Annotated in this window: 17 protein-coding genes; 11 read left to right on the top strand and 6 right to left on the bottom strand. The window is 59.1% G+C overall.

Translation table 11 applies throughout. The annotated features are described in order from the left end of the window. Window positions 1-15: 15 nt before the first annotated feature. From OLX72_RS14835 to OLX72_RS14810, 6 genes are read left to right on the top strand one after another with little or no spacing between them, the layout of a single operon-like run. Window positions 16-471, top strand: a complete 456-nt coding sequence (locus tag OLX72_RS14835) for an N-acetyltransferase family protein (protein WP_433988979.1) — start codon at window positions 16-18, stop codon at window positions 469-471. Further along, window positions 471-1,835 (top strand): DUF2927 domain-containing protein, encoded by a 1,365-nt coding sequence (locus OLX72_RS14830; RefSeq protein ID WP_114870557.1) that lies wholly within the window; start codon window positions 471-473, stop codon window positions 1,833-1,835. Before OLX72_RS14835 ends, OLX72_RS14830 begins: the two co-directional genes overlap by 1 nt. Window positions 1,836-1,837: 2 nt before the next feature. Next, window positions 1,838-2,005 carry an apolipoprotein acyltransferase gene (locus OLX72_RS14825; protein ID WP_114870558.1) on the top strand — a complete coding sequence of 56 codons (168 nt, stop codon included), beginning with the start codon at window positions 1,838-1,840 and terminating at the stop codon, window positions 2,003-2,005. A gap of 4 nt (window positions 2,006-2,009) precedes the next feature. Further along, window positions 2,010-3,197: a vWA domain-containing protein gene (locus OLX72_RS14820; protein WP_433988978.1), complete on the top strand. Its 1,188-nt coding sequence runs from the start codon at window positions 2,010-2,012 to the stop codon at window positions 3,195-3,197. Window positions 3,198-3,245: 48 nt separating this feature from the next. Next, the gene (locus OLX72_RS14815; protein ID WP_433988977.1) at window positions 3,246-4,409 is read left to right on the top strand and encodes a cytochrome P450; all 1,164 of its coding nucleotides are present in this window, start codon (window positions 3,246-3,248) and stop codon (window positions 4,407-4,409) included. A gap of 37 nt (window positions 4,410-4,446) precedes the next feature. After that, window positions 4,447-5,142 (top strand): M48 family metalloprotease, encoded by a 696-nt coding sequence (locus OLX72_RS14810; RefSeq protein WP_433988976.1) that lies wholly within the window; start codon window positions 4,447-4,449, stop codon window positions 5,140-5,142. A gap of 7 nt (window positions 5,143-5,149) precedes the next feature. Here the strand turns inward: OLX72_RS14810 and OLX72_RS14805 are convergent, their stop codons facing one another. The 5 genes from OLX72_RS14805 to OLX72_RS14785 all read right to left on the bottom strand — a co-directional run bounded on the left by OLX72_RS14805 (window position 5,150) and on the right by OLX72_RS14785 (window position 10,807). Further along, on the bottom strand, window positions 5,150-5,692 hold the full coding sequence (locus tag OLX72_RS14805; protein WP_114870562.1) for an RSP_2648 family PIN domain-containing protein: 543 nt from the start codon (window positions 5,690-5,692) through the stop codon (window positions 5,150-5,152). After that, window positions 5,689-6,906, bottom strand: a complete 1,218-nt coding sequence (locus OLX72_RS14800) for an RSP_2647 family RNA methyltransferase (RefSeq protein WP_114870563.1) — start codon at window positions 6,904-6,906, stop codon at window positions 5,689-5,691. The genes OLX72_RS14805 and OLX72_RS14800 overlap by 4 nt, the downstream gene beginning before the upstream one ends. Before the next feature lie 38 nt (window positions 6,907-6,944). After that, window positions 6,945-7,595: a DUF6778 family protein gene (locus OLX72_RS14795; RefSeq protein ID WP_114870564.1), complete on the bottom strand. Its 651-nt coding sequence runs from the start codon at window positions 7,593-7,595 to the stop codon at window positions 6,945-6,947. A gap of 150 nt (window positions 7,596-7,745) precedes the next feature. Next, on the bottom strand, window positions 7,746-8,015 hold the full coding sequence (locus OLX72_RS14790; protein WP_205388945.1) for a hypothetical protein: 270 nt from the start codon (window positions 8,013-8,015) through the stop codon (window positions 7,746-7,748). Then, complete coding sequence (locus OLX72_RS14785; protein WP_433988975.1) at window positions 8,015-10,807, bottom strand: glutamine-synthetase adenylyltransferase; 2,793 nt, start codon at window positions 10,805-10,807, stop codon at window positions 8,015-8,017. Before OLX72_RS14785 ends, OLX72_RS14790 begins: the two co-directional genes overlap by 1 nt. A 68-nt stretch (window positions 10,808-10,875) precedes the next feature. Here OLX72_RS14785 and OLX72_RS14780 point away from each other — a divergent pair, with 68 nt between their 5' ends. From OLX72_RS14780 to OLX72_RS14760, 5 genes are all read left to right on the top strand, one after another. Beyond that, the gene (locus tag OLX72_RS14780) at window positions 10,876-11,343 is read left to right on the top strand and encodes a YbaK/EbsC family protein (RefSeq protein ID WP_433988974.1); all 468 of its coding nucleotides are present in this window, start codon (window positions 10,876-10,878) and stop codon (window positions 11,341-11,343) included. Window positions 11,344-11,491: 148 nt separating this feature from the next. Further along, window positions 11,492-11,947, top strand: coding sequence for a DUF2852 domain-containing protein (locus tag OLX72_RS14775; protein WP_433988973.1), 456 nt, complete (start codon window positions 11,492-11,494; stop codon window positions 11,945-11,947). 67 nt (window positions 11,948-12,014) lie between these two features. Next, complete coding sequence (locus OLX72_RS14770) at window positions 12,015-12,452, top strand: RDD family protein (protein WP_433988972.1); 438 nt, start codon at window positions 12,015-12,017, stop codon at window positions 12,450-12,452. Window positions 12,453-12,527: 75 nt separating this feature from the next. After that, entirely contained in the window at window positions 12,528-13,346 is an 819-nt protein-coding gene (locus OLX72_RS14765; RefSeq protein WP_114870570.1) for an arginyltransferase, read from the top strand. Window positions 13,347-13,480: 134 nt separating this feature from the next. Next, the gene (locus OLX72_RS14760; protein WP_114870571.1) at window positions 13,481-14,530 is read left to right on the top strand and encodes an alcohol dehydrogenase catalytic domain-containing protein; all 1,050 of its coding nucleotides are present in this window, start codon (window positions 13,481-13,483) and stop codon (window positions 14,528-14,530) included. A gap of 85 nt (window positions 14,531-14,615) precedes the next feature. Here OLX72_RS14760 and OLX72_RS14755 read toward each other — a convergent pair whose 3' ends face one another. After that, the gene (locus OLX72_RS14755; protein WP_433988971.1) at window positions 14,616-16,970 is read right to left on the bottom strand and encodes a TRAP transporter large permease; all 2,355 of its coding nucleotides are present in this window, start codon (window positions 16,968-16,970) and stop codon (window positions 14,616-14,618) included. Between the last annotated feature and the right edge of the window lie 7 nt (window positions 16,971-16,977).

Here is a 16,977-nt window from a genome sequence, read left to right as displayed (position 1 = left end):
CAAAGAGGTATTACAATGGCCGACGCGCCTTCGCTGATCATTCGCCCCTTGCAGGAAACCGATCGCGCCGAATGGGCCGAGATGTGGACCGGATATCTTGAATATTACGAAACCTCAGTGCCCGATGAAATATATGACAGCACCTTCGCCCGCCTGCTTGGGGATGATCCACGCGACTTTAACGGGCTGGTTGCCGAAAAAGAGGGCCGCCTGCTGGGGCTGACGCATTTCCTCTTTCACCGGCACGGCTGGAAGGTCGAAGACGTGTGCTATCTTCAGGATCTGTACACCCGTCCAGAGGCACGCGGCGAAGGCGTGGCTGGTGCATTGATCAATGCGGTTTATGACGCCGCGGACAAGGCCGGGGCACCTTCGGTTTACTGGCTGACACAGGATTTCAACGCAACCGCGCGCAAACTTTATGACAAGATCGGCGTTCTCACGCCGTTCATAAAATACCAGCGCCCGTGATGCGCCTGCTGCTGATCCCCTTTTGTCTGGCGCTGGCGGCGTGCGGATCGACTGCGCCCAAAGACACGCCGACACGGGCGCAGATCGCAGATAGCACGCTGCCGCCGATGAAAAGTTTCGGCGCCACCAGCCCGGTACGTTCGACACGCCCCAACGGCAACATCGCCTATGATTTCCTTGATCTGTCTTTCCAACTGGAAAGCGGTCGGGAACTGCCGGTGTTCAGCCGCTTTGAAACGCCCGTTACCGTCCGTGTCACCGGCACGCCTCCTGCCAGTCTGGGCCCCGATCTGTCGCGTCTGATCCGACGGTTGCGCAACGAGGCCGGGATCGACATTTCGCTAAGCCAGACAGCCACCGCCAACATCACGATCGAGGCCGTGACACGCGCCGAAATCCGCCGCGCCCTGCCGCAGGCGGCCTGTTTCGTGGTTCCGAACGTATCCAGCCTTGCCGAGTACCGCTCGAACCGCAGATCGCAAAAAACCAACTGGGCCACGCTTCGGACACGCACGAAAATGGCCATTTTCCTGCCCAACGATGCAAGCCCGCAAGAAATCCGCGACTGCATGCACGAAGAACTGGCACAGGCTTTGGGGCCGCTGAACGATCTTTATCGCCTGTCCGACAGTGTGTTCAACGATGACAACATCCATACCGTGCTGACAGGGTTTGACATGACGATCCTGCGCGCGACCTATGCCCCCGAATTGCGCAGCGGCATGACGCGTGAACAGGTGGCCGCGCGCTTGCCTGCCGTTCTGGCCCGCATCAACCCGGCCGGCAACCGCGCTGCAATCCGCCAGCCCGCCCCGCCATCGCGGGCGTGGATCAGTGCGATTCAATCCGCCCTTGGCCCCGGATCAAGCGCCGGCACAAGACGGCGGTCCGCGGCAGAAGCCCTGAAAATCGCACAGGCACAGGGCTGGCAGGACAACCGCCTGGCCTTTAGCCATTATATATCCGGCCGTCTGATCCAAAGCGCCAACCCGCTGGCCGCCTTTGATCAGTTCATCAAAGCCGACCGCGCCTATGCCCGGCTGCCCGACACAGAATTGCACCGCGCCTATGTGGCCGCACAGATTGCGGCCTATGCGATCAGCGACGGTGAAGGCGCGATTGCCCTGCGCATCGTCGATCCGTTTATCGGCACGGCATCGCGATACGAAAACGCCGCATTGCTGGCTACACTGATGCTTATGCGCGCCGAAGCGCTGGACCTGACCGGTCGTGCGTCCGAGGCGCAGCGTGTCAGGCTGGACAGTCTGGGGTGGGCGCGATACGGATTTGGCCCAGATTGGGCTGTACGTGGCAAAATGCGCGAGATAGCGCAGATCAGCCCGCTTCAAAGGGATGACGGATAGATATGATCGTAATTGTAGCAGCACTGGCCGGGGCGATTATCGGCGGCACCACCGCCGCACGGCGTAAAGGGTCGCGCCTTGACATCGCCCAATACGCGGCATCCTTTGCCATTGCCTTTGCCGTTGTCGGTATGATCGCGACAGTCATCATCCACCGCGCGGCCGTTTGATCTCATGTTTCTGCCGTTTTTCGAAAGCTTGCGCAAAAACGGTGTTCCGGTTTCCCTGCGCGAATTCCTGAGCTTTTTGGAAGGCATGAAGGCAGGGTTGGCCACCTATGATGTCGAAGCGTTCTATTATCTGGCCCGCATTTCAATGGTCAAAGACGAGCGCAACATCGACAAGTTCGACCGCGCCTTTGCCGCAGCGTTCGAAGGGCTGGAAAGCATTTCGCTGGATCAGGTTCTTGAGGCGGTCGATATTCCCGGTGACTGGCTGGAAAAGCTGGCGGAAAAACATCTGAGCGACGCAGAAAAAGCCGAAATCGAGGCATTGGGCGGCTTTGACAAGCTGATGGAAACCCTGAAAGAGCGTCTGAAAGAGCAACAGGGCCGCCATCAGGGCGGTAACAAGTGGATCGGCACCGCGGGCACATCGCCCTTCGGGGCCTATGGCTACAATCCCGAAGGGGTGCGGATAGGCCAGAAAGAATCGCGCCACCAGCGCGCCACCAAAGTGTGGGACAAGCGTGAATTTAAGAACTTGGACGACACAGTTGAACTGGGTACGCGCAACATCAAGGTCGCGCTGAAGCGTCTGCGCCGCTGGGCGCGCGACGGGGCGGCGGAAGAGCTTGACCTGAACGGCACGATCCGTGCCACGGCCGAACACGGCTATCTGGATTTGAAAACACGCCCCGAACGGCGCAATGCGGTCAAGGTATTGCTGTTTTTGGATGTGGGCGGGTCGATGGATCCTCATATCAAGGTGGTGCAGGAACTGTTTTCCGCCGCGCGCGCCGAATTCAAGCATCTGGAAAATTTCTATTTCCACAACTGTCTTTACGAAGGCGTGTGGCGCGACAACCGCCGCCGCTGGAACGCGCAGATTTCCACCCACGAGGTGCTGCGCACCTACGGCCCCGATTACAAATGCATCTTTGTCGGCGACGCTTCCATGTCGCCCTATGAAATCGCCTATCCCGGCGGGGCGAACGAACACTGGAACGCCGAGGCCGGACAGGTCTGGCTGGCGCGTGCCCGCGATCAGTGGGCATCGCATCTCTGGATCAATCCGGTGCCGGAAAAATATTGGGGCTACACCCATTCCATCGGCATGATTCAGGATATCTTTGGCGCGGGTCGCATGGTTCCGATGACATTGTCAGGTCTGGAAGCGGGCATGAAAAGCCTGACACGCTAGGCGCGCGAAACGCTTGTCGCAGACGCGCGCGCGCCTTAGCGTGATGCCATGACGGATGCCCCTGTAACCCATATCGATCCCGTGGCCTTTGCTGCTGATCCCTACCCGGTTCTGGCAGAAATGCGGCGCAATGCACCCGTCACCTACGTGCCCGAACTGCGCGCAACCCTGTTTACACGCCGCGATGATATCCACGTTCAGGAAAAACGGATCGATCTGTTTTCCAGCCATCAGCCCGACGGCCTGATGACCCGCCTGATGGGCACCAACCTGATGCGCAAGGACGGCAGCGATCACATGGTGGAACGGCGCGCCCTGTTTCCCGCGCTAAGCCCGAAAACAGTGCAGACCTATTGGCTGCCCCGGTTCAAAAATGCTGCAAATTCGATCCTGAATACTCTGAAACCAAAGGGATATTGCGATCTGGTCACTGACTTTGCGATGCCGGTATCTGCCGAAGCGCTGAAAGCGATCACCGGTCTGACAGAAATGACCGCAAGCGAAATGGATGGAGTATCCCAAGCCATGATCGACGGCTGTTCGAATTATGGCGGCGATCCGGATGTAGAACGGGCCTGCCATGTCGCAACCGCGTTGATCGATACGCATATTGACAGGATTCTGGCGCGCGCCCACCCTGCCGGTGACAGATCGGCGCTGGCGGTGCAGCGTGCTGCACACCTTCCGATGGACAGCCTGCGCGCCAATATCAAGCTGATCATTTCCGGCGGGCAGAACGAACCGCGCGATGCCATTGCGGGAACCATCGCCACCCTTCTGGCCCATCCAGACCAACTACAACGGATCACCACAGGCAAGGCGACCTATCAGGATGCGTTTCTGGAATATGCACGCTGGATGTCACCCATTGGCATGTCGCCGCGCCGCGTAGCCCGTAACGACATTGTCAATAACATAAGCTTCACCAAGGACAGCACTGTTTTCTTTATGTTTTCATCTGCCGGTCGGGATGAAAGCCATTTTGAAAACCCCCACCTCTTCGACATCACCCGCGATACCCAGGCATCGATCCCTTTTGGCGCGGGGCCGCATTTTTGCGCCGGTGCTGCCGCCGCGCGCGCCCTGATCAGCCAGGTGGCCCTGCCGATGGCCTTTGCCGCACTGCCTGATCTGCACCTGACTGGGCCGGTGCGCTATCACGGGTGGGCCTTTCGCGGCCCTGTATCAGTGCCGGTCGCGTGGTCTGCATGACCTTGCCGAAGGCCGCGCAACGCCCCATATCTATCCCATGATCAAGGTGATGCCCATTCTGCTGGCCGTTTTGTATGGCCTTGCCGTGTACCGGTTTTCGGTCTGGCGGACGTCTGGCGAACTGAACAGCAAATCCACTATCCTGGCCGATCCGCACCTGAAACCGCTGACCGATAAAATGGCGGCGGCGCTGGATCTGGACCGGATCAAGGTGTTCATCTACGAAATTGATCCGGTCAACGGCCTTGCCGCACCGGACGGGCGGATTTTCATCACCCGTGGCTTTTACCGCAAATTCAAACAGGGCGAGGTGACCGGAGAAGAGCTTGCCTCGGTGATCGCGCATGAACTGGGGCACGTTGCCTTGGGCCATTCACGCCGCCGGATGATCGATTTTTCAGGGCAAAACGCATTGCGTACAGCTTTGGCGATGGTTCTGGGCCGCTTCCTGCCCGGTGTCGGCGTCTGGGTGGCCAATATCGTGGCCTCTACCCTCGCCGCGCGCCTGTCACGGTTCGACGAATACGAAGCGGATGCCTATGCCGCAGCCTTGCTGACCAAGGCCGGTATCGGTGTCGGGCCGCAAAAAGAACTGTTTCGCAAACTGGAAACCCTGTCGGGTGCACGGGCGGGTGTGACCCCTGCGTGGCTGCTAAGCCATCCGAAAACCAAAGAACGGATTGCCGCACTTGAGGCGCTGGAACAGAAATGGGCGTCTCACCCGAACACGTGATGCGGCCCTAGGTTTCCAATGCCTTGCCCAGACGCGGCAGGCGGGCCTTTTTCAATAACGTCCGCATTGTCCAGGTCTGTCCCGACATCGCATTGGCCTGCGCCAGCACATCATGCGCGACCTGACCCAATACATCGGAATGTTCCAACCACAGCTGATAAAGAAACCCGTCCGGTTCGATCCGGTCAAGCCCTTCCTCGGCCAATATGTTACGGGGAAAATCTTTTCTGTTCAGTGTCATAATGGCGTCTGCTGATCCTGATATTGCGGCCGCCAGAACATGCACATCATGGCTGTCCGGCAAATAAAGCCGCGCTTCAAGCGAAGGTCGCCATTCCACCTCTGCATCGGGCCAAGCGGATTTCGTCAGGGCAATTTCACCTTGGGCCTGTGCAACGCCATCAGGGCCAAGTTTGGCAGCGGCGCGCACCCATTCTTCCAGAATGCGGGCGGACCATAGCGGCGTGAACAGACCCGCCCGCGCGACGCCCAGCACCATTTCCCGCAGCACGGTCGGATACAACACGCAGGTATCGATCAGAACCTTCACAGGCGGAAAAACAACGATTTCAGATAACCGCTTTCCGCCAGTGCGGGCATTTGCGGATGGTCCGGACCGGCAAATCCGGTATGGATCAGCGCACTGCGCCGCCCCGCACGGCCTATCCCGCGAATGGATGCCCCGCGAAACGCCGCCAGATCGGCCGCATGCGAGCAGGAACACAGGCCCAGATACCCACCGGGCCGGACCAGCCCCGCGGCCAGCCGCGCCACCCGTTCATAGGCACGCAGCCCCGCCGCCAAGGCCGGTTTGGACGGCGCAAATGCCGGCGGATCACACACCACCAGATCAAAGCTGGTCCCCTGTTGTGCAAGTGCTTCAAGCACTTCGAATGCATCGCCCTGCGTGGTCTGGAACCGATTGGCCATGCCCATTTTTTCGGCCCCCATCTGCGCCAGTGCAAGGGCGGGCGCCGACCCGTCAACCGCCTGAGCGCGTGCGGCCCCGCCCGCCAACGCCGCCAGTGAAAAGCCACCAACATGCGAAAAAACATCCAGCACATCGCCATCGCGCGCCAGTCCCGCTGCAAACGCATGATTGGGGCGCTGATCGAAATACAGCCCGGTTTTTTGCCCGCCGGTCACATCCGCCATGTAGATTGCACCATTCATCGGCACGGGTACCGGTGCATCAGAGGCTGCCCCAATCACGACCTTGTTTTCGTCATCAAGCCCTTCCAGCGCGCGGGTGCGGCCCGAAGCGTTCTTCAGAACCGTCGTCACGCCCGTCACGTCGACAAGCGCCTGCGCAAGATCGCCCAGACACAGATCGGCCCATGCCGCGTTGGGCTGCACCACGGCCACATCGCCGAAACGGTCAATCACAACACCGGGCAGCCCATCGGCTTCGGCATGGATCAGGCGGTAAAACGGCTGTTCGTACAACCGCGTGCGCATCGACAACGCATGGCGCAGATGCTGCGCGAACCAGACTTTATCGATCACGGCTGTGGTATCGGCATCCAGCATTCTGCAAAAGATTTTCGACGACGGATTAACGGCAACCAGCCCCATAGGCCGGCGCTCACCATCCTCGAGAACAGCAAGTGTACCGGCGGCCAGCGCCTTGGTGCGCCGGTCCAGCACAACTTCGTTGGCATAGACCCACGGCATGCCGTGGCGGATCGCGCGGGCATTGGCTTTGGGCAACAACCGAACGACGGGCCGGTTTTCGGGGGCGGGATCTGGGGAAAGCGCTGTCATGGCGCTGTCCTAGTCTGTCTGTGCGCTTTGTGAAAGCCCTAGGTGTTGTTGATCGTCTGAAGAACCCCCAGACGGGCATTGCTGTAACCGCCGGGAACGCTCAACTCCACAACAATTACGTTTGCCAAGTGGTTGGTAATACGAAATTTTTGTGTAAACCCTTGTGCATCCGCGGCAATCGCATCATCGCCGCCATATCCGGGAAGATCCGCCTGAACGATACGGGGTTCGCCCACGGCTTGCCCGGTTTGTGGATCAAGCAGCGTCACCTTGAAGGTAATCGAATGCACCCCGCCCACCGAATAGCGCGCTTTTTGCGTCAGGGCGTGAAAGCGTAATACTTCAATGTCGAGATCGTAAGTTGACGGACCGTCCAGCGTGGCCACACCGCGCCCGATACCGTCCTCGAATATCGCCTTAACCTGCGCCCGGCGATCACCGGGCGGGTCTTCGCGCCAAACGATGTCACCCGACGGGTAATATCTGTTTTCCTCGGACACAACCAAGGTATCGGGCACGCGAATGGTGACGTTCGAAATACTGAGGTCCGCATCGGGATTGGTGATCACGATGTCGGAATTGGCAGCTTGCGATATGGCATCGGCATCGGCTGAATTCTTGCGCGCAGACGCGCACGCGGACAGCGACAGCCCCAAAGCCAGGATTATGATTGCTCGTACAAATATCATCTTTACAGTTACCTTTCTGGCCCGGACTCCGGGAAACTTGCATTGTTGTCCATAGTTACAAAATCTGGCCGATTTACGATGATTTCGCAGCATAAAGGCGACAATTAGGCGATAAACCGCGCGTTTTCACCTGTTTTTTTTGCGGGCCCGTCAATTGCGCGGGCGCGAGCGCCAACCGCCACGGCGCCGTGGTGCCTGCATCGCGTGCAACCCTTCTTTCATCACACCCGTCATCGGGTGCTCGGGCGCGGTGGTGCCGTATTGCCCGATCAATGCCCTCAGGGCCGCTGCCGTATCATTTTCCAGCGGAACACTCAGCGCCCAGTCCAGAAAGATAGAACGGCATTCCCCGGCACTTATCCCGTCAATCCGGTAGGCCTCGAAAATCAGGCCCTTGGGGTCGTGTTCATCACCTTTCATCACTCGTCTTCCATTTCCGTCACGGCAAAATGCGCGTCTATCGCCTGTGCTGCTGCCTGCCAAGCCGACGCCAGATCGGCCGACAGCGCATCCAGATCGCTATGGCCGGTCTGTCGCGTCAGAAAGGCCGCGCCGCCCTGCCCGATCTGGTCGGAGTTCGGCAGCGTCTCGCTCAGCAGGCGGATCGACAATTGCGTGGTCCAGCTAAGCCGGTAGGCATGCAGCAATGCTGCCTTGCCTGCGTCATCCAGCCAGCCGATTGCGACAGCCCCGTCCAATCCCGATGCAACATCACGCGCCGGTCCGCCCTGTACCAGGGCGCCTGCTTGCGCCACAAGTTCGATATCCTGCATCCGGCCCGGTCCGATCTTGGTATCCCAAGGGCCATTCGGCGTTTTCGCAGCGGAAATTCTGGCCCGCATCCGGGCCACTTCGGCGCGCACGTCTTCGGGGTCGCGCAGTCTGGACAGGATATCGGTGCGAAACTGTTCAATCTCGGCACCAAGGTCCGGATCACCGGCCACCACACGGGCACGCGTCAGCGCCAGATGTTCCCATGTCCATGCCTGATTTTCCTGATAGTCGCGAAAACTGGCCAACGATGTTGCCACCGGCCCCTGATTGCCCGACGGGCGCAGGCGCATATCAACTTCGTACAACCGCCCCTGAGACATGCGTGCCGTCAGGGCCGTGATGAACGCCTGCGTCAGACGCGCATAATAGGGGCGCGCCGCCAACGGGCGGCGGCCATCGGACATTTCAACTCCATCAGCATCATAGATCACGATGACATCCAGGTCAGAGGACGAGGACAGCTGCCCTACCCCAAGCGAGCCCATTGCCAGAACCGACGCACCGCGCCCAGGCGGGGTGCCGTGTTTGGTCGAGAATTCGGCAACCACAACCGGCCACAGCCCGGCCAGAACTGCCTGCGCCAGATCGGCATAATGCTGCCCGGCAGTTACGGCATCCACCAGTCCACGCAGATGATGAACACCGATACGGAAATGCCATTCCTTGGCCCAGCGGCGGGTGGTGTCCAGTTTCGCCTCGTAATCGGGCTCACGTTCAAGAATAGTGTCCAGATCCGCCTTTAACGCGTCCAGTCCCGGCCAGTCTGCAAAGAAATCGCCACCGATGACGGCATCAAGCACCCCGGCATTGCGCGCCAGATGTGTAGCCAGCGCCGGCGATGTGCCGACAATATCGACCAGAAGATCGATCAGGACGGGGTTCGCCTCGAACAGCGAAAACAGCTGCACGCCGGCCGGCAATCCGGCCAGAAACCCGTCAAGCGCGCTCAGGGCTTCTTCGGGTTTGGCGGCGCGGGACAACCTTGACAGGATTTCGGGGCGCAGGCGTTTGAAAATCTGCACGGCACGATCAGAGCGGAACGCCGGATAGCTGTACCAGCGCGTCATAACGTCGGTTTCGAATTCCGGTTCGGGCTCGGGGGGCGGGGAAGCGCTGGCATCGGGCGCAAAAAACCCTTCGGTCAGCGCATGAACTTCTGTCAGACGTTCAAGAATATCCTTTTCAAGCGCCGCGCGGCTGGTGCCCATCATTGCGGCGATCCTGTCAAATCCGGCTTCGGAATTCGGCAGATCATGGGTTTGCGCATCATGCACCATCTGCAACCGGTGTTCGACCATACGATGCGCGCGGTAGTGATCGCTCAGCCGTGTCGCCACATCCTCGGGCACCCAGCCCTTGGCAGCCAGCACCCGCAATCCGTCAACCGTGCCGCGCACACGCAGATCGGTATCCCGCCCGCCGGCAATGATCTGGCGTGTCTGCGTAAAGAATTCGATCTCGCGGATGCCGCCGCGCCCCAGTTTCATGTTATGCCCCGGCAGGCTCATCGGGCCGCCCAGACCTTTGTGTTCGCGGATCCGCAGGCGCATGTCGTGGGCATCCTGAATCGCGGCGAAATCCAGATGACGGCGCCACACGAACGGGGTGAGATCGCCCAGAAACCTGTTGCCAGCCGCCAGATCGCCCGCTGCCGGACGTGCTTTGATATAAGCGGCGCGTTCCCATGTGCGCCCCAGACTTTCGTAGTAACGCATCGCCGCTTCCATCGCGATGCACACCGGGGTGACGGCAGGATCGGGGCGCAGACGCAGATCGGTCCGGAATACGTAGCCATCACCGGTCAGGTCATTCAACGCGGCACTCATCTGTCGGGTGGCGCGGATAAATGCGGTGCGGGCATCGTGAAAATCGTCCCGGTCAAACCTGCTTTCGTCAAACAGACAGATCAGATCAATATCCGAGGAATAGTTCAGTTCCCGTGCGCCCATCTTGCCCATGGCCAGAACGACCATACCGCCGGCGGTTTCGATATCATCCTCTGTCATTCCGGGAAGTTTCTTGCGGTTGATCTGGGCGGCAATGGCCGTTTTCAACGCCCGGTCACAGGCCAGATCTGCCAGATCGCTAAGCGTGGCAGTGACCTGCTCAAGGGGCCAAACGCCCCCCAGATCGGCCAGAGCCGTCAGCAAGGCGATACGTCGCTTGGCCTGTCGCAACCCTGTGTTCAGCGCATCCGGCGACAGGGCAGAAATCCGCGCAAATTCCGCCGTCACAGCGTCTTCCGGGGCGTCCAGTGCCTCGGGCAGCCAGGCGGCTTCCTTTTCGATCAGACCGCATAGATAGGGGCTGCATCCTGCCGCACCGCCCACCAGATCGGCCAGAACACCCGACAGTTCAGGCAAGGCGGCGCGCGCCTCATCTCCGCGATCCGGATCGTAGGCGACGGGCATGGACGTGATACGGTTCGAAAAACTCATGGTTCAAGGAATGCGGCGCAGGTTATATGCCGTCAATAGCAATTAAGACATGATCGAAAGGCGACATTGTGAGCAAAAGTCTGACCCGGGTGCGCGCCGCACTGGCCGCGGCGCAGCTGCGTGAAACGATCCGCGAAACCAGCGATGCCCGCACCGCGCAGGATGCCGCAGCGGCCATCGGGTGCGATGTGGACCAGATTGCAAAATCGATCATTTTCGCCCGTCAGGACGATGGGCAAGCCATTCTGTTCCTCACAGCCGGTGGCAATCAGGTCGATCTGGACGCCGCCGCACAGGTGGCAGGGGCACAACTGGGCAAGGCGGATGCCAACGCGGTGCGCGCCCAGACCGGTTTTGCCATTGGCGGTGTGTCGCCGTTGGGGCATCTGACCCCGATCCGCTGTTTCATGGACCCGCGATTGACCGAATTTACCGAAATCTGGGCAGCAGCAGGCACCCCGCGGCATGTTTTTGCCGTCGCACCAGCCGATCTGATCCGCGCGACGAATGCACAGGTTGTTGATTTCACGTCGTAAATCAAAAAAATGTAAAAAAGATTCACATAGGGTCTTGCAAGGCCGACAGGGAATTCCAATCTATTAGATGTGAAGGGGATTTACATTCCTTCCAATTCTTGGACTTCCTTGCGGCGATAGTGCCGTACCCAACAACGGAGAACCCGAAATGTCTACTGTTACACACCCAACCCAGATGACCGGCCCGCGTTTCGGCTGGTTGTCCAGAACCGAGGCGTGGCTGGACGACAAAGGCAAAGGTGCCTGGATCGCGGCCATGGTGCTGGGGTTCATCTTCTTCTGGCCCGTTGGTTTGGCCCTTCTCTTTTACATGATCTGGAGCAAACGCATGTTCAATTCTTCCTGTAGCCGCCGCACAAACGCAAAGGCATGGTCGCGCACCGCAAGAACGGCAATGTCCACCACCGGCAACAGCGCCTTTGACGCCTACAAGGCCGACACATTGCGCCGCCTGGAAGAAGAGCAGATGAATTTCGAAAGCTTTCTGGAACGTCTGCGCGAAGCCAAGGACAAATCCGAGTTTGACCAGTTCATGGACGAACGCGCCCGCAAGGCGAAATCGGATGCCACCAATGCAGACGACACATCTGACAAAACCATCTGACCCTGATACACCCGGTGCGGCCCCCTTAAGCGGGGGCCGACCCGTTTCAACATATCACAGGCCCGAAATGACCCATTTGCCCGATCCCGTTTACCAGTCGGAATTCTATTCCAGCGTACCAGCCAAACGTCTGCTGGCATGGTGTTTCGATACCATTGTGATCCTGCTGATCTGCGTGATCATCGGCCTGCTGACGGTGACGCTGGCGTTCTGGGTTTTTCCGCTATTGGTTCTGACAGTCAGCTTCATTTATCGGCTTTTGACGATTTCAAACCGGTCCGCGACATGGGGCATGCGCCTTATGAACATCGAATTCCGCCGAAATGACGGCATGAAATTCGACTTTGCCACGGCGTTTCTTCACAATCTGGGCTACATCTTTTCTGTAGGATTACCGCTGATCCAATTGGTTTCTGTCGTGCTTATGGCAACATCACAGCGCGGTCAGGGTCTGACCGACATGGTGCTTGGAACCACTGCCCTGAACCGGCGTGGGCCGGTTTAAGAACCCTGTAATATCAACGCTTGGCCTGACGCAAATCCATTGTTATCATCCCGACATTCTGACGTCGGACCTGAAATGCGCCACACGCTTCCCATAGCGCCCCAATTCTATGTGACGGCCCCGCAACCGTGCCCCTATCTGGACGACCGGATGGAGCGCAAGCTGTTTACCGCGTTGCAGGGCGAGAACGCGGAAAAGCTGAATGACAGCTTGTCCCAGCAGGGATTCCGCCGGTCACAGAATGTGCTGTACCGTCCGTCCTGTGCGGATTGTTCCGCCTGTTTGTCGGCGCGCATTGATGTGTCGGCGTTTCGCCCATCCAAAAGCCAGAAACGCACATTGCGGCGCAACGCGCGTATCACCCGCCGCGCCACGGCGCCATGGGCCACAGAAGATCAATATGCGCTGTTTCGCAGCTATCTGGACAGCCGCCATGCGACCGGCGGTATGGCCGATATGGATGTGTTCGAATTCGCCGCGATGATCGAGGAAACCCCGATCCGAAGCCGCGTGGTGGAATATACCGATCAAAGCACTGGTCAGCTTGTCGGTGTCAGCCTGACAGACGTTCTGAGCGACGGGCTGAGCATGGTGTATTCGTTTTTCGATCCCGACCGGCCCCGCAACAGTCTGGGCACCTACCTGATCCTGGATCATATCGAAATCGCGCGTGATGCGGGGCTGCCTTATGTCTATCTGGGCTACTGGGTGCCCGGCAGTCAGAAAATGGGCTACAAGGCCAAGTTTTCCGGGCTGGAAGTCTACTTTGGCGGTGCATGGCAGAAAATGCGCGATCCTGCGGCCTACAGTTCCGACCGCCACCCGCTGTCGACGGACCCGATTGCCGAACAGGTTGCCAACATCTTTCTGCCGGACAAGCATCCGACGCGCTGACGAGCGCGCGCACGCTCAACACGATCACACTGCTTTTCGATGTCTTGTTTGTGCCTGCATTTGTCGAGATTGACACAGGCGGGGCAAGGCACCTTCCGGTATTCATCAGGAAACCCTGATGCAAAGTGTTCCCGATGAAAGCTGCTGTCCTCCACCGGTTCAACGACGATATTCCCCTGGAAACGGTGAAAGACCCCGAATGCCCGCCGGACGGGGTGATCGTGGGCGTAAAGGCCTGCGGCGTGTGCCGTTCGGATCACCACACCTGGGTCGGCGCAGAAGCAGACCTGTCCCTGCCCCATGTCATGGGCCATGAATTCGCAGGCATCATTCAGGAGGTCGGGGCAGATTGTACTAGCTTCCAAAAGGGCGACCGTGTCACGGCCCCCTTCATTCTGGGCTGCGGGCACTGTCCTGATTGCGTTGGCGGCCAGCCGACGATCTGTGAAAGCCAAAGACTGGTCGGGTTCACCCAATGGGGTGCCTTTGCCGAACGTGTCGCGGTGCAGACCGCTGATTTCAATCTGGTCAGACTGCCTGACAGCGTGGATTATGCCGAAGCCGCCGGAATGGGGTGCCGCGTCACGACCGCGTGGCGCGGGTTGCGGGAACGGGCAAATCTTCAACCGGATGAATGGATTGCCGTGCATGGCTGCGGCGGTGTGGGCCTGTCGGCGATCATGCTGGCATCGGCACTGTCCGCCCGCATTGTCGCGGTGGATGTGTCGGAGGACGCATTGAAAAAGGCCAGGAACCTGGGCGCAGAGGTGTGTATCAACGCCGCTCAGGTCGCGGACGTCGCCGAGGCTGTCCGCGACGCAACGCAAGGGGGCGCGCATGTCTCGGTCGATGCGCTTGGCATTGCTGCAACCTTTGAAAACTCTCTGCGCTCTTTACGCAAACTGGGTCGTCATGTGCAGATCGGCATGCCGGTGGGCCCCCACGAAACCGTATCATTGCCATTGCTGGAACTGGTCTATGCCAGACAACTGGCGATTTTTGGAATGCGCGGCCTGGGTGCCGCTGGCTTTTCAACGCTGTTTGACATGGTCCTGAAGGGCAAGCTGAACCTTGGGCAACTTGTAACAGACCGCATTGCCCTGTCTGACGTTGGCAAGACACTCAAGATGATGGACCACGGCCAGACCGCAGGCATTACCGTGGTTGACCGGTTCACCGAATAGCGCCCGCACCCTTGCCAGACATTCACAATAAAGAAGGGGGCGCATTCGCCCCCTTCGTTCGTCACAATGCCTGCTTGCCGACTGTCTAGTTCGGCATCAGCGCGGGCACGATGGTCACGATCGCGGGGAAGAACCACAGGATGGCCAGCCCGACGACCTGAATAAGCACAAAGGGCGCGACACCCCGGTAGATATGCCCTGTCGTCACCTCTTTTGGCGCGACCCCGCGTAAGTAGAACAGGGCAAAGCCGAAGGGCGGTGTCAGGAACGAGGTTTGCAAGTTCACCGCAATCATGATCGTGACCCATTTCGGGTCAAACGATCCGCCGTAGATCACCGGCCCGACAATCGGAATGACGATGTAAATGATCTCAAGAAAATCAAGCACAAAACCCAGAACGAACAAGACCACCATGACCAGCAGGAACACCCTGAATTCGTTATCAAAGCTTTTCAGGAACTGCTGGATATAATGCTCTCCGCCGAACGAGATCACCACAAGGTTCAGCAATTGCGATCCGATCAGGATGGTGAACACCATCGATGTCACCTTGGCCGTTTCGCGGACAACCGGGCTCAGAATGCCGCTGCGGAACAGTGTCCAGCACGCGAACAGCAAACCGAACATCGCATAAAGATACGTTCCGTAAGCCACAAAGAACGCGATCCAGTTTTCAAACGTCACGACATCCTGATTGATCCGCAGATCGAAATTCACGCCGACCAGAATACAGATGATGATTGCAAAGGTAGACCAGATGATGACCTTGGGCGTTTTCTGTTCATCCTTCAGTTTGCGATAGGCGGCCAGCATGATCGCACCGCCAGCGCCCAAAGCCGCCGCGGGTGTCGGGTTGGTGATCCCGCCAAGGATCGAACCCAGCACGGCCACGATCAGAACCAGCGGCGGAAACACGACACGGATCAGTTCGTTCTGGGTCAGGCGCCCCACTGCCTGACGACACCCGTAAAGGATCATTGCCAGAGGGATCGCCAGCATCAACAGAGTGATCCCGGGTGTGGTTGTGGCAGAGACAAACAATATGTCCACCATCACCGCCAGCACGACACCGATCCCGCCGATCAGCAACGGCTTGGGATCGGACGAAGGCGAAATCCCCCGCGCCGTGGTCAGAACCAGCGACATCAGGATCAGCAGGATCGCGATACCGGTTCCGATGGGCGCCACACCGGCCAGCTTTTCGGCCTGCGCCTCGGCGTATTCTTCGTCGCTCAGGCGTTCGCTTTGAACAACGCCGCCCGCATCATCAATCGCCTGCTGTTCGGCCACGGCGATGTCCCATGCCTCTTGTCCGTGCAGATCGATCATCGACGCCTTGCATTCGTCGCCGACGCGCGTGCGCAGGCTGGCGCCTTCGCCGATGTCGGAAAAGGTAGATACAGTCAGATTCTGGCTGCCGATCATGTTGACACTGCCCAGCAGGATCGCCCCGCCGATCAGGGCAATCGGTGCTGCCAGAAACCATGTCAGGCCTTCACCGCGGGTGATCGGTTCCTTGTTGCTGGATCCCATTTCGACGGCAGGCGCCTTTTCGGGGTTCATCAACGCATATCCAAAGGCGTAAAGCGCATAGAGCAGCGCCAGCATGATCCCCGGCAGCAGCGCGGCCTGAAACAGCGTGCCGACCGACACAACCGCCGGTTCGCCCAGAAAGGTCAGCGCGTCGGTACATCCGGCAGCAACCGCGCGTTGTTCCTGCGCGGCGGAATACAGATCGCCCGCCAATGTGCCCAGCAGAACGATCACGATCGAAGGCGGGATGATCTGCCCCAATGTGCCCGATGCGGCAATCACACCCGTGGCGATTTCAGGGGAGTAATTGTTGCGCAGCATGGTTGGCAGGGCGAGCAGACCCATGGTGACAACCGTCGCGCCGACAATCCCTGTCGAGGCGGCCAGAAACGCGCCCACAACCACAATCGACACGGCCAGACCACCGGGCAACGGGCCGAACACGCGCGCCATTGTGGTCAGCAGATCATTGGCGATCTTGGAGCGTTCCAGCGTGATCCCCATCAGAACGAACATCAGAACCGCCAGCAGCGTTTCGATGGACTGACCGGCCAGCACGCGTTCGTTCATCCTGTTGACAACAAAGGACACGTTGCGATCCAGCGCGGTTTCCCATCCTTGCGGGAATACCGGTTCGGCGATGCGTGGCATATCCGGATATCGGAAAATCGATATACTGTCTGCCTTGACCCCGGAATTCACCAGATCCCGATAGGCCTGGCTGCCAGTGTCGATCGCGGCATGTATCAGCAAACCAGCGCTGTCCAGCGCGGCGATGATGCCGAAAGAAATCACACCGGCGCCGGCAATGGCAAAAGCCACCGGAAACCCCGACAGAATACCGCCAAACAGGCAGATACATACAATAATCAGGCCAACTTCGACGCCATCAAGACCAAAAAACATCAGAACC

Source organism: Sulfitobacter sp. TBRI5 (genome assembly GCF_051013555.1).
Taxonomy (GTDB): Bacteria; Pseudomonadota; Alphaproteobacteria; order Rhodobacterales; family Rhodobacteraceae; genus JL08.
Note: the sequence above shows the minus strand (reverse complement) of the source record. Positions and strands in the feature narration are given on the sequence as shown.